The organism is Spirosoma jeollabukense (genome assembly GCF_054777855.1).
The window spans coordinates 375,515-388,411 of sequence record NZ_BAAHAD010000005.1 but is presented as its reverse complement, the minus strand read 5'-3'; the positions used below and the strand labels follow the sequence as shown (position 1 = coordinate 388,411).

The window sequence follows — 12,897 nt, the reverse complement described above, 5'->3', positions numbered from 1 at the left end:
CCATCGCGAACACTGATTCCTGTACCAACAGCGTTGACGGCTGGATTCAATCCCCGATTTCCATTTCCAGCAAGGCGTAACTCAGGCTTTTGCCGTGCGTGTCCATCGTTAAGGACGTAGTGACGCCCCCCGTCAGGGCTTGCTGACACACAAACTGGAGGGCTGGCAGGTTCGGTAGTTCATACCGGATCACATCACCCGCGACGATAGCCCGCAGGTGGTTTTTTACGGCGTCAGCGGTGACCAACTGGCGTAGCACTTCGTAATCTTCAGCTTTGTAAGGAATCAGCGACAGGGTCAGCGTATTGCCTTTGTCGCCTGCCCGGCTGTGGGCCAGGTCATAGAGCTTGCGTTTCATACGTGTAAGAGCGTGACTTGAGGAACTACTTTTGATCGGGAGAGAAGTGTCGAAACAATACCCACCACTTCATGAATGTACTTTCGGGCTCCGCCACCACCAGCGGGGCCGTTGGTATAAAGCGCTTCCACTTCCTCACCCACCAAGGCCGCCTGTTGCGCTGTGGTGGCTTTTCCCGCAACCCGCAACCGAATTTCATAGGGATCAGGGTAGTTGCCAAAGTTCGTCCGATGGACCGACGTACTGCCAATGTAATCGATACGTAGATCCGTAAACCGATCCTGTAGCCGCTCCTGAATGATTGATCCAGCCAGTTTTGCCCGGCCCAGCGCATTAGCTCCGGCGTAGGAAATTTCGCCTTCGCCAATAAACCCAGCGTCATACCCAATGCTTACTTTCAGCGTATCGGGTCGGGTTTGGCCTCGTCCACCCGAAGCGCTTACCTGATTGGGGCCAGCATCAACCAGTCGTACTTGGGTAAAATCAGCAATGACATCGGGCGTGATGTAGCGGCTCGGGTCCATGACTTCATACAACAACTGCTCTTTGGCGGTCGCAATACTCAGGAGGCCTCCGGTGCCCGTGACTTTACTGAACACCGCTGTGCCATCCCGCGTAACATCGGCAAACGGGTGACCCAGGTGCGCCATGTCGGGTACGTCTTTTCGGCCGGGATCAGCAAAATAACCACCCGTTAACTGACCCGCACATTCCAGCAAATGACCAATCACCGTCCCCTGTCCGATCTGGCCAGCCTCGTCCAGCGACCAGCCAAATTCATGCACCAGCGGGGACACAAATAGGGACGGGTCAGCCACGCGGCCCGTGATGATAATATTGGCCGAAGTTGCCAGGGCGGGCAGGATCGCATCGGAACCCAGATACGCATTGGCCGAAATCAGCGGACCGGAATCGGTCAGGGGCTTGCCCGTTTCTAGCGAAGTTTCGTCACCCGAAAGCTGATCGAATACGTCATCGCCCGTTACGGCAGCCACGCTTACCGACAGGTTCAACCGTCGGGCGATATCACAGATTTTCTCGGCGGCTGCCAGTGGGTTAGCCGCTCCCATGTTCGTGATCAGACGAACGTTATTAGCTAGTAAATGTGGTAACAGACTCTCGATTCGGCGTTCCAGCAAGGGGTCGTAGCCTTTGGCTGGGTCCTGGCGTTTGCGTTTCTGAGCCAGCGCAATGGTACGTTCGGCCAGACATTCCAGCACCAGGTAATCCAGTTGGCCCTGCTGAACCAGTATAACCGCCGGTTCGAGCCGGTCGCCGGAAAAACCAGCGCCACAACCAATTCTAATCCGTTCTTTCATAAGTGAATCGACCCGGTTAATAAAGCCGCCAGCGTCATCACTACCGTAGTGCCGAAGGCCCATTTAAGAATAAATTTCTGGTGATCGCCCAGGTCAACTTCGGCCAGCCCCACCAGCAGAAAGGTCGACGCTGTAAGTGGACTGACCGGAAAACCAACCGTCATTTGCCCCAGTAAGGCCGCCCGCCCGATTTCCAGCGGATCGATACCAAACTGAGTGGCCGTCTGACTCAGAATCGGGACGACGCCAAAGTAATAGGCATCGGGCGTAAAGAGCAGACTCGCGGGCATGCTCGTGATGGCCGTAAGCGTTGGCAGCCAGTTGGCATGCTGTTGGGGTATCAACGAAATGACCGACGTTGCCATCGCGTCGATCATGTTGGCACCCGTCAGGATACCCGAAAAAACACCCGCGGCAAAGATCATGCTGGACACCATAAAAATGTTGTTGCCATGACTCCTCACTACCTTCTGCTGGTCACTAAGTTTGGGGTAATTGATCAGCAGCGCGACCACACTCGCCACGATGAACAGGGCCGCTGCCGGTACCCAGCCTTTCATCAACGTAGTGATGAGGGCAACGGTCAGCACGGCATTCACCCAAAAGAGTTTCGGACGACGGAACTGCCGTTGTTCCTCCGTCAGGTTTTCCTGGTGAACGTAGCGGAGGTCAGCGACGCCCAGCCGTTTTCGCTCTTTCAGGCCAAACCAGTATGCGACAAACAACACCCAGGCAACCCCCGCTAAAATCGCCGGAATATTGGGGTTGAAAAGGTGGGGCGCATCGGTTTTTAAGGTCGAAATAGCCCGCGCCGACGTCCCCGACCAGGGTACCAAATGCATCGGCCCAACGCTCAACGCCACGATGCCCGACAACATCAACCGGTTGATACGTAGCTGTTTGTAAATCGGCAGAAAGGCCGACATTACGATCATGAACGTAGCGGTACCATCGCCGTCGAGGTGAACGATCATCGTTAAAATGGCCGTACCGACAATGACTTTCAGCGGGTCACCTTTCACGTAGCGGATGATGGCGGCAATGACCGGATCGAAGAGGCCCACGTCGAGCATCGTCCCGAAATACAATACGGCAAACATCAGCAGAATGCCCGTTGGGGCTACCTGCTTTATGCCCGTCAGTACCATCTCACCCAGCTCTTTCGGGCCGAACCCTGCCAGAAACCCCACGACGACCGGCACCAGAACCAGCGCCGTAAGTACCGATAGCCGTTTGGTGATAATCAACAGCAGGAAAATGCCGATTGTGGCGAAACCGAATAAGGAGAGCATGGTCCGTTTATTTTTTTAACACGTCACTTTGGGTCGCTTTGTCAATCTCCGCCCGGGCGTCTTCGGGAAGCATAAATCCTTCTTTCACCAGGTCGTTGGCCGCTTTTTGAACGGCCGCTACGTAGGCGTCGTGGGTGCCATAGCGTTCCTCCAGCGATAGCCGCGGGTCACCGGCTGCGATGCGTTCGGCTTTTGTGTTTTTGAAGGGAATAAACATACCATTCAGTGACGCCAGATCGCCTTCCCCATAACCCGATCGACGTAAACTCCAGCCCGTATACGTTCCCAGCGGCACCCGAATCGTTGTGTTTCGAATGCCCCCGATTTCGTTGCCATCCTGATCAACTTTAGGAACCAGCACTGTGTAGGCGTTCTCTTTTACCACCTTCGGCGGTTCCTGTAATATACCCGACAAGTATTTCTGCTGATAGCCCGGACCAAAATCCAGCACCGATACCTGATTGACCCGGCCATTATACGGTACCCCCGGAATCGCGGGCCAACCGCTGCTTTTCTGATCGGGGGCGACCAGCGTTTGGGCCGCAATGGTAGGGTAGGCGCTGGCAGGCGGTTGTTTTCCTTCCATCACCCATTGTTCCAGTGCAATCAACAACGCGCGAAGGGTGTACTGAACCGGGTTATGATCCGTCGTGAAGCCGCTGACCGGGTCAACGGCGCTGAAGGGTGAATGCTGAGTGCCGGCAAAAAGATAAATACGCACATTGTCCGGGATGACGAGGTCTTTTTTGCCGTACGAATCGGTAGTTGTCAGCGACGCTCTCGACTGCCGGTATTCCGTCGACGTCAGGGTCTGCATAATTTTAGGACAGGTATTCGTTTGTCCACAGGCCTCCAGCATGCCACCCGAGATGCCCGAAACCGGATCAGTCGTCGTGTCCCAGGTAAAGGGGGCGTCGGTACCCGGAAACCGATGATCTTCGTGTTGCATACCCCCACCGCCGGGTCGCCCGAAACGAATGTTCAGCGTGATACGTCGGGGACCGATGTGGGCGTCGATGCCATCGAAAACCGGCTGTCCTTTTTCGTCCTGATTGAAGCCCAACTGTAAAAAAGAGCGGATGAAATTACTGCACTGCGAAATACCCTGCATGACGGTCGCCCGGATGGGAATCGAGCGAAGGGTCCCCGTTAAAACCGGGCTCTGGCTGCCTGCTTCATCCGTTGTTTCGTGGCGCAGGAACGACGCAATATCACGGATGGAGGCAAAACCCAGCCCGAGTACCAGCGGATTTTTGGCCGTGTAGACCAGTTCATAAATGTAATTCGGATCGAAGCCATCCTTTAACGAAATCTTCGTTGAGCTGGGCGTGCCAGGAAATGGAGCGGTCGTGCAATCGGCAAAGGCCCAGTCGCTGTTCGGAACGGCCATCCGCTCGTCCGCTTCGTGAACCCGTCTGGTCAGTACGAGGCCGGTATTGTCGAGGCTCACGGTTTCGTAGCTCTTGTGTGTCATGCCGCTAAAGGCGCCACTGCTCAAATTCAACGTTTTGGTAGGGGTAACGACCTGAAGTTCAGCCCGGACTTTGCCCGTAATCTCGTTGCCATGCTCCGTAGCAATCGGCACCATCATCGTAAGGCGCTGACTGCCCGGTGAATCGTCGCTGGGTAGGACATCTCCCTGCCAAGCACTCCACAGGTAAACGTAGCCTCGTTTCAACAGCACCGTATCCGCCGGAGCCATGTTGCCCCGGTTTGGCAAACTCAGGAACAACAGGCCGTTGCTTTTGCTCATGTCGGTGGGACGTAGCATCACAAAATCTGATACGTATTCAACTAGGCCACGCGCATTTTTCGGCGCCAGCTGAATATCCTGAATGATTTTATTCTGGGACAGATTTGGATCGACTTCGCCATAGGCCTGCCCGAATACCCGTTCGTAACTCCCGACCGCACCCAGGGATTTTCCGGCCGCATAAGGTTCCGTTCGGGTTATAACCAGCTTTACAATCCGGGCCTGAGCCGAAAAGAACAAGCTTACTCCGCAACTTAAGCAGAACAGGAAACGGTGGATTTGGCGAAATGTCATGGTGTTTAACGTTATTTTCTGACCGGTTCTAAAGCGTTAAAACGCCATTGGCTTTCAGGATTTTGCTGAAAAACAGTAGTTGATAAGGCAGTGCATTTTCCCAGTAGTCCCAGGTGTGCCCACCCGGCCGTTCGGTATAATCGTGGGGCGTCTGGTTGGCCATCAACTGGCGGTGCAGGTCACGGTTCGTTTCGATCAGGAAATCATCCACGCCAATATCGAAAATCAGGGGCAGGTTATTGGCTTTTAGCTTGTCGGCGAGCGTTACCATCGTGTAGCCCGGATAGGGCGCATCGCCTTCTTTCGGCGGGCCGAGCAGTTTGACAAAATTCTCCGATCGGGATTTGGCAAAATCGGCGGGCACTTTCCAGGTGGCGGTGTTGATGTTCATCACTCCGCTCATGCTCCCGGCGGCCGCGTACAACTCAGGATGACGGCTGGAGATGAACATGGCGCCGTGCCCACCCATCGACAAACCCGCGATGATCCGGCCTTTCCGGTCGCGAACCGTTCGATACGTATTATCAATTTTGTCGATCAACTCTTTCGAAATGAACGTCTCAAACTGACTGGTTTTAACCAGTGGACTATCGAAATAATAACTGGTCGGGTCCCCTTCGGGCGTGACAATGATCAGGTTGTACTGATCCGCCAGGCGCTGTAACAGGGTTTTGTCAGGTGTTTTGGTTAACCAATCCCGGAAACTGCCGGTGCCGCCATGAAGCAGATAAAGCACGGGCAACGGTTGTTTTGCTTTCTTGTATCGTTCCGGTAGCACCACGGCCGTGCGGAGCGTTCGATTCATGCTGGCGCTCACTACGTCCAGGGTGTCAACTTTGGCGGCTAACGCGTGCAGCGAAAGCAGCAACGTCATAGAAATGAGTAAGGATTTGACGTAAGTTTTATGCATAATAGCAGTTATTGAGCAGTGGAGCCGTTGGCTTTCAGAACTTTATTGAAAAATAGGACGTGGTTTGGCAGCGAATTGCCCCAATAGTCCCAGGAATGGCCGCCGGGTCGTTCGGAATAGTCATGGGGTGTCTGGTTGAAGACCAGTCGACGGTGCAGTTCCCGATTCGGTTCGATCAGAAAATCGTCAACGCCACAGTCAAAGATGATCTTCAACCCGTTGGCTTTCATTTTGTCGGCCATGTTAATGACCGAATAAGACGCGTAGCGATCCGGCGATTGTTCGATAGGCCCCAGAATCTTTTCGAATTCAAGCTTTATGTTTTTGGCTGCATCGGGCGGCAGTTTCCAGCTATCCATGTCCAGATTCAGCGCTCCGCTCATGCTGCCAGCCGCGCAGTACAGATCGGGATGACGCGTTGCCAGATACAGCGCTCCGTAACCACCCATGGACAGGCCCGTAATGACCCGGCCTTTACTGGTGCGAACGGTTCGATACGTATTGTCAATTTTGTCGATGACATCTTTTGTCAGGTAGGTTTCAAACTGGCTGTCCTTAACAACGGGACTATCCAGATAGTAGCTGAAAACCTCACCTTCGGGCATCACAATGAGCAGGTTATACTGGTCGGCCAGTCGTTGCAGCAGCGTTTTGTCGGGCGTTTGATTGAGCCAGTCATTAAAGTGGCCATAGCCACCGTGGAGCAGATACAACACCGGATACGTTGATTTACTTTTTGCTGTTGTCTGGTAGGATGCGGGTAGTATAACAGCCGCCCGTAGCTTCTTTTTCATCGCAGCACTGGGAATGTCCAGTGAATCAACGGTAGCGGCAGACGCAAAAAAGGATAGAATTAGTAAGCTGGTCGTGAAGAAAAGGCCGAATAAGCGCATGATTGGCGAATTTAATGAGGCTGATGGATTTTTTGACGTCTGCTTGTCAAGGTATTCGGTTCAAAATAATCCACTGCATCACAGAATAAATAGAATCGGTCATAACCTCTGCAACTACCCTGGAATCGTATGTATGAGAACTTTTTTATCTTTACGTCAAAACTACGCAAAGAATCTTTATGTCAGAAAGGCATAAGTCCATTTTGTAGAATTTTATGATTGAATATAATCCTGAGGCCGCCCGATATTATCAGGATGTCTCTGAACAATGCATCCATTACCTGTCGATTGATGGGGTGATTTTTGGCTTTCATCAAAATCAGTTGAAGGTGCTGCTGCTACGTTGGAAAGGAACAGATGAATGGAGTTTGCCGGGGGGATTTATACGAAAAGCCGAATCGGTTGATGTGGCCGCGCAACGCATCATGCAGGAGCGAACAGGCCTGGATGCGCTGTATCTGCATCAGTTTCACGTCTTTGGTGAAGCCGTCCGGTACAATCAGGAAGAAACCTGGCGGAAAATAAACCTGCCGATTCAGAATGTGAACTGGTCTGAGCGGACGATTTCCCTCGGTTACTATGCCCTGGTCGATCACTCAAAGGTTGTTCCAGCCTCCGACTTTCTGACGGAAGAATGCCGCTGGTGGGGTCTGGACCAGATACCGGCCCTTCTTTTCGATCATAACCACATCATTGACGTAGCCCTTGCATCCCTACGGAAACAGCTTAATGGCCAGCCTATCAGCCACTTACTGCCCGAAGCGTTCACGATTCCAGAATTGCAGCGGCTTCATGAAACTATTTTAGGCTATCCATTGGACGCCCGTAATTTTTACAAGAAAATAATGGCGTCGGGCAGCCTGGAGCGACTTTCGGAGCGCCGGGCGGGAACACCCCACAAAGCGCCCTACCTGTATCGATTTAATCGCAGGCCTTTCGCTTAGAGCCGTGCCACGGCTCTAAGCGAAAGGCCTGAATCTGTAACTGATGAATTAATTTGCGCATATACGCATATACGTACCAACGAAAAAAGACACCGGGCTTAAACCCGGTGTCTTTTTTTACTAGGAAGCTGTTTAGGATTTATCTTCTACAGATTCACTATCTCGTTTTGTCAGTCTACTTTACCCCTAAATCCCCTAAAGGGGACTTTATTCAGGCACGAACTAAGTCCCCTTTAGGGGATTTAGGGGTAAAGCAGACTAGAAAGAATAATCCTAAACAGGGTCTATGCTAGCTTTTCTCAATACCCCGGGTTCTGGCCTTTGAGTCCAATGTTGGGGTTGTTATCGATCTCCTGCTGAGGAATGGGCAATAGCTCATGTTTGCCTTTCTGGAAATAGGCTAACGGTTCAGTCTTTAGCTTCCCATTTTTACGCCACCGCAGAATATCCTTGTTGCGAATTTCTTCGCCGTTCAGCTCCACGCGCCGTTCGTGCACAATGGCATTGAATACCTGATCTTTGGTCGACACAGGGTAGTTGGCCGTCGGGTAAGCCGGCATCGCGACACTCGGGCGACTGCGAACCATGTTTAGGTAATTAACGGCACTGGCAATGTTTCCCGCTTCATTTTCACACTCGGCCATGGCCAGCAACGTTTCGGCGTACCGCATGATCCGCTGGTTGATGCCGCCCGTTGTCGATGTGCCCGCTTTGTACATTAGCGTGAATTTCCGCCAGCTGATTTTCTGCTCCTTACCGTCGACTATCGAACTAAAGCCGTTTTGAACCGCATCGGTCAGAACAGATTGATCTTTGTTGTATTTATCGCCCGTCGTGTACACCGATTTTGCGTAGCGTGGGTCGGTTTTGGCATCGCCTTTGGTCGTTTTCTCGAACTCGGCCAACAGACTGTTCGAGGGGATAATGTTCCGCCAGCCGATGCCCGAATACTCCTGGGTTCGCACGGTTTCTTCACCCGCCGAAGCGCCATCGGCATCGGTATTCCAGTTGAATGTACCGCCCGAGGTCAGGAAGTTTACCTCCCAGATCGACTCTTTGTTGAACTCCGTCTCTTCAATGAAATTGTCGTTGTATTCATCAACGAGCTGGTAGATACCCGAACTGATCACTTTTTGAAGTTCAGTCTTCGCGTTTGTGTAATCACCCTGCTGCATATACACCCGCGCCAGCAGCATTTGGGCCGCACCCTTGGTCGCCCGCCCCTGATTGGCCGCATCATACGTAGCGGGCAAGGCGTCCTGAGCCGCTTTTAAATCTTCCACGATGAATGCGTACACCTCCGCTTCCGGTGCGCGGGCTCCCGCACCCGCAAGCGACGTCACATACTTCTTGTAAAGCGGAACCCCGCCCCACATGCTGACCAGTTCGAAGTAAGACCAGGCCCGAAGGAATTTGGCTTCTCCCACCGCCTGGGTAGCAACGGTTGGCGTCAGACCCGTAGATGCGGCTGCGTTATCAATCACGACGTTAGCCCGGTGAATGACCCGGTACGCACCAGTCCAGACGGAACTCACCAACGAGTTGCCAGTATCATGAACGCCCAGCAGGAGCTGATTGCGGGGTGTTTCGAGTTGACCACCGCCCGCGGCTACGTCGTCGGAGCGCAAATCATTGGTGAAAAACCACTCGCGGGCTACCAGATTCGTTGACTGAATTGCGGCATAAACACCATTGATGGCGCTGCGAATCTGGGCGTCAGTTTTAAAGTAACTGTCCGTCGTTACGGCGTTGGGATTGAGCTGGTTGAGGTCTTTGTCGCTACAGCCGATTGCCAGACTAAAGACTAAAATCCCGGTAAAAATATAGGACTTTTTCATAGTGAAGTTCATAATTTGGGTTCGTCAAAACCAGTTAGAAAGTAACTTGAAGACCCGCCAGGAATGTCCGGGCCTGCGGATAGTTTGCGTAGTCGATACCACTTCTGAGCAACGTACCGTTTCGGGAGCCAATTTCCGGATCGTAGCCGGTGTACTTCGTGAGCGTCAGCAGGTTCTGGCTGGATACATACACCCGGACCTTCGTTACGTAGCCTTTCGTCAGGCCGGTGAGCTTGGTCGTTGGGATGGAATAGCCGATCGTCAGGTTCTTGATCCGCATGTAGGAACCATCTTCGATAAAGCGGTCCGATGTGCGGCTGTTGTTGTTGGGGTCGCCACTGACGGCACGGGGTACGTCTGTGTTCGTATTGGTTGGCGTCCAGGCATTTAGAACAGCCGTCCCTGCATTAAACAACCGCAACATACCTTGCGTCACAACCTTGGTTCCGTTATAAATTTTATTTCCCTGAACGCCTTGTAGATAGAGCGTGAAATCGAAATTTTTATAGGACCCTGAGAAGTTGGCACCGTAGTTGAATTTCGGCAAATAACTGCCTAGATACTGGCGGTCGTTGGCGTCAATTTTTCCGTCGCCATTCAGGTCTTTAAACCGGATGTCGCCGGGTGCGGCTTTATCCTGGTAAAGCGTCTTGTCATTGCCGTCCAGGTTGTTAGCCGCGTTGATTTCAGCCTGATTCTGGAAAATTCCATCTACTTTATAGCCGTAGAACGACTGAATGGGCTGACCAACTTCGGTCTTGGTGATGTCGTACCCGCCGAAGTCAGCATTCAGACCGGCGTAAATTGACGCTGTCGGAGTTGCCAAACTTAACACCCGGTTGCGGGTGATGCCGATGTTTGCCGACACATTGCCCCGGAAATCACCTTTCGAGTAATTGTAGCCTGCCTGAAATTCATAGCCCCAGTTTTTCATGCTGCCGATGTTAGCGACGGGCGCCGTGGTGTACCCGATAGAGTTTGGAATGGGAACGGCCAGGATCAACCCATCGGTGAATCGGTTGTACACCTCGGCTGAGAAGGTGAACTTGTTGTTGAACAAGCCCAGGTCAACCCCTACATTAACCATATCGGTGGTTTCCCATTTCAACTCCGTATTGCCCAATGCATTGAAATACGAGCCCAGCGCGTTGGTGCCGCCAAATGGATAGGCGGTAGCGTCGGCCTGCACCACTGATTGCCAGGCATAGTTCGAAATGCCATTGAAGCCCGTTTTACCGTAGCTGGCCCGTAGCTTCAGTTCAGACAGCTGATGGAGCGACTTCATGAAATTCTCCTGATTGATCCGCCAGCCCACCGAGGCCGATGGGAAGTTGCCCCACTTGTTGCCGGGGGCAAACAGCGATGAACCATCCCGACGAATGGACGCGCTCAACAGGTATTTACCCTCATAATCATACGTAACCCGCCCGAGGTAAGAAATCAGATTCGTAATGCTCCGGGTGCTGGTGATGGAAGGATTACTGACCCCCTGAATGACGTCGAGATCGTTGTTGGGCCGGTTGCCCGATCCATTGATGCCTGAATTGAATACTTTTTGATTCTCGGCGGCTACCACGGCGCTGAAGTTATGTTTTCCAACGCTTTTATCGAACGAAAGCTGGTTCGTAAACACCTGGGAGATATTGGTACTTCGCGAATCCGAAACGGTAGCGGAGGTTCGCTGGCCATACCCATCCGAATAAATAGGCAAAAACGTAGTGCCCAGCGAATAGCCTAAATCGACGCCATAGTTAAAGCGATATTTCAGGAAACTGGTGAGCTTGACATCCGCGTAGAACGTAGCGAATGCTTTGAGGAACTTCGTTCGAATAAAATCGATGCTCAGCGCCCGGAGCGGGTTTTCAGGATCGGAGCCATCCAGGGCCGTTGGGGCACTGAAGCCACCAACTTTTGTCGGGTCGGTGGTTGGCCAGTAGGGCATCATGCGAATGGCGTGCATGACCTGCGACCGGTCGCCCGTTGGTTCGCCCCGCTGATTGCTGAAGGCAAAGGTCAGCGTTTGCCCGATGCTTAAGAACTTGGTTGCCTGATGATCGGAATTCAGCCGCAGGGAGCCCCGCTCAAAGCTGGTGCCCTTCATGATGCCGTCCTGCTTAAAATAACTGCCCGAGGCAAAAAAGCGCGATACGGCACCCCCGCCGGTCAACGAAATCTGGTGCTGGGTGATGGGGGCATTGCGGAAAATTTCATTCTGCCAGTTCGTTTCAGTTTGGGCGAACGTCTGGGTGGCACCGGTATAAATGGGCGTTGCCAGATTGCTTAGTCGCGAAGGTACCGGAATACCCGCATTGGTGGTCAGGGCCGTAGCGTATTGAACGTACTGATCGCGGTTGAGCACATCCACTTTACGCCAGGCACTCTGCGTGCCCGTGTAGGTATCCAGCGTGATACGTACTTTTCCATCCCGGCTTCCTTTTTTGGTGGTGATCAGGATAACCCCATTGGCCGCTCTTGATCCGTAGATGGCGGCCGAGCTGGCATCTTTCAGGACTTCCAGCGACTCAATGTCATTGGTGTTGAAGCTGTTCAGGTCGCCGGTTGGGACGCCATCAATGACGTAGAGCGGCCCCGATGCGTAGTTGATCGAACCCACGCCCCGAATCTGTACGATCGGCGAACTGCCTGGCCCACCATTGTTCACTACCGATACACCCGGTACCCGCCCCTGCAACGCGGCTGATACGTTGGGAACGGGCAACGCGGTTAACTCTTTTGGCGTTACCGACGATACGGCCCCCGTCAGTGACGACCGCTTCTGAGTTCCGTAACCAACCACAACGACCTCTTCCAGTGAACCTGCATCGGCTTCCAGCGATACGTTAATAGCCGCTTGGTTATTAACCGTTATCTCCTGTTTTTTGTAGCCAATATAGCTGAATACCAGAACGGCGCTCCCGTTCGGAACGTCAATTCGATACGTACCACGAACATCACTTGTGGTCCCTCGGCTGGTCCCCTTAATTTGGATATTTACACCGGCGAGCGGACTTCCTTTCTCGTCCAGTACGGTACCCGTAACGGGTTGGTCAACGGGCGCAGCGTGTGCCCAGGTAACTGAGGTGAGTGTGGCAACCAGCAACAGCTGATAGAGACCAGGCCGCAGGAATTTTCGGGCCAGGGCATGGAGTAAACATTGATGGAACATAGATTGGAAGGTTTAGTTGCTTGCAATGTGTCTCAGCAACACTATTTCAGGAAGTACGCATGGACGAGCGAGCCTGTTAACTAGTAAATAGTAACGTATTATGGTTTATCGCATCAGAATACAGCCGTAA

General features: G+C 52.8%; 9 protein-coding genes. 1 reads left to right on the top strand and 8 read right to left on the bottom strand.

Annotated features, from left to right (window positions below):
• Positions 1 to 46 precede the first annotated feature (46 nt).
• The 6 genes from ACYVEA_RS20945 to ACYVEA_RS20920 are packed head-to-tail and all read right to left on the bottom strand — an operon-like array spanning position 47 to position 6,819.
• Entirely contained in the window at positions 47 to 358 is a 312-nt protein-coding gene (locus ACYVEA_RS20945; protein WP_461115386.1) for an AtuA-related protein, read from the bottom strand.
• Positions 355 to 1,677, bottom strand: coding sequence for an acyclic terpene utilization AtuA family protein (locus tag ACYVEA_RS20940; RefSeq protein ID WP_461115385.1), 1,323 nt, complete (start codon positions 1,675 to 1,677; stop codon positions 355 to 357). The genes ACYVEA_RS20945 and ACYVEA_RS20940 overlap by 4 nt, the downstream gene beginning before the upstream one ends.
• Positions 1,674 to 2,969 carry a CitMHS family transporter gene (locus ACYVEA_RS20935; RefSeq protein WP_461115384.1) on the bottom strand — a complete coding sequence of 432 codons (1,296 nt, stop codon included), beginning with the start codon at positions 2,967 to 2,969 and terminating at the stop codon, positions 1,674 to 1,676. Before ACYVEA_RS20935 ends, ACYVEA_RS20940 begins: the two co-directional genes overlap by 4 nt.
• 7 nt (positions 2,970 to 2,976) lie before the next feature.
• The gene (locus ACYVEA_RS20930) at positions 2,977 to 5,016 is read right to left on the bottom strand and encodes an alpha/beta hydrolase domain-containing protein (protein ID WP_461115383.1); all 2,040 of its coding nucleotides are present in this window, start codon (positions 5,014 to 5,016) and stop codon (positions 2,977 to 2,979) included.
• Between the two features lie 28 nt (positions 5,017 to 5,044).
• Positions 5,045 to 5,926 (bottom strand): alpha/beta hydrolase, encoded by an 882-nt coding sequence (locus ACYVEA_RS20925; RefSeq protein WP_461115382.1) that lies wholly within the window; start codon positions 5,924 to 5,926, stop codon positions 5,045 to 5,047.
• A gap of 8 nt (positions 5,927 to 5,934) precedes the next feature.
• The gene (locus ACYVEA_RS20920; protein ID WP_461115381.1) at positions 5,935 to 6,819 is read right to left on the bottom strand and encodes an alpha/beta hydrolase; all 885 of its coding nucleotides are present in this window, start codon (positions 6,817 to 6,819) and stop codon (positions 5,935 to 5,937) included.
• Between the two features lie 215 nt (positions 6,820 to 7,034).
• Here ACYVEA_RS20920 and ACYVEA_RS20915 point away from each other — a divergent pair, with 215 nt between their 5' ends.
• Positions 7,035 to 7,763 carry an NUDIX hydrolase gene (locus tag ACYVEA_RS20915; protein ID WP_461115380.1) on the top strand — a complete coding sequence of 243 codons (729 nt, stop codon included), beginning with the start codon at positions 7,035 to 7,037 and terminating at the stop codon, positions 7,761 to 7,763.
• A 299-nt stretch (positions 7,764 to 8,062) separates the two neighbouring features.
• On the opposite strand, the gene ACYVEA_RS20910 is transcribed toward ACYVEA_RS20915, so the two are convergent.
• Positions 8,063 to 9,601: a RagB/SusD family nutrient uptake outer membrane protein gene (locus ACYVEA_RS20910; RefSeq protein WP_461115379.1), complete on the bottom strand. Its 1,539-nt coding sequence runs from the start codon at positions 9,599 to 9,601 to the stop codon at positions 8,063 to 8,065.
• Between the two features lie 34 nt (positions 9,602 to 9,635).
• Positions 9,636 to 12,767 carry a SusC/RagA family TonB-linked outer membrane protein gene (locus tag ACYVEA_RS20905; protein WP_461115378.1) on the bottom strand — a complete coding sequence of 1,044 codons (3,132 nt, stop codon included), beginning with the start codon at positions 12,765 to 12,767 and terminating at the stop codon, positions 9,636 to 9,638.
• Positions 12,768 to 12,897 lie beyond the last annotated feature (130 nt).